This window comes from Acuticoccus kandeliae, from assembly GCF_003073115.1.
Window position 1 is genome coordinate 1 of sequence record NZ_QBBV01000150.1, and the last position, 316, is coordinate 316.

General features: G+C 73.4%; 1 protein-coding gene. It reads right to left on the reverse strand.

Annotated elements, in window-relative coordinates:
• Window positions 1-316: GTP-binding protein (locus tag DBV35_RS29710; protein ID WP_425428508.1), on the reverse strand; the 316-nt coding region annotated here is incomplete at both ends.

Here is a 316-nt window from a genome sequence, read left to right on the forward strand (position 1 = left end):
GAGTCGCCGTGGCCGGGGGTGTCGAGCAGGTTGATCACGCAGTCGCGGTAGGCGAACTGCAGCACCGCCGAGGACACCGAGATGCCGCGGGCGCGCTCCATCTCCATCCAGTCCGAGGTGACGCCCTTGCGGCCGGACTTGCCGTGCACCGCACCGGCGGAGTCGATGACCTCGGCGTGCAGCGCCAGCGCCTCGGTCAGGGTCGACTTGCCCGCGTCGGGGTGGGAGATCACCGCGAACGTGCGCCGGCGGGCGGTCTCGCCGACGACGCGGGCGTCGGTGGCGGATCCGGGCTGCCGGGCGTCGCTCTCGGTGG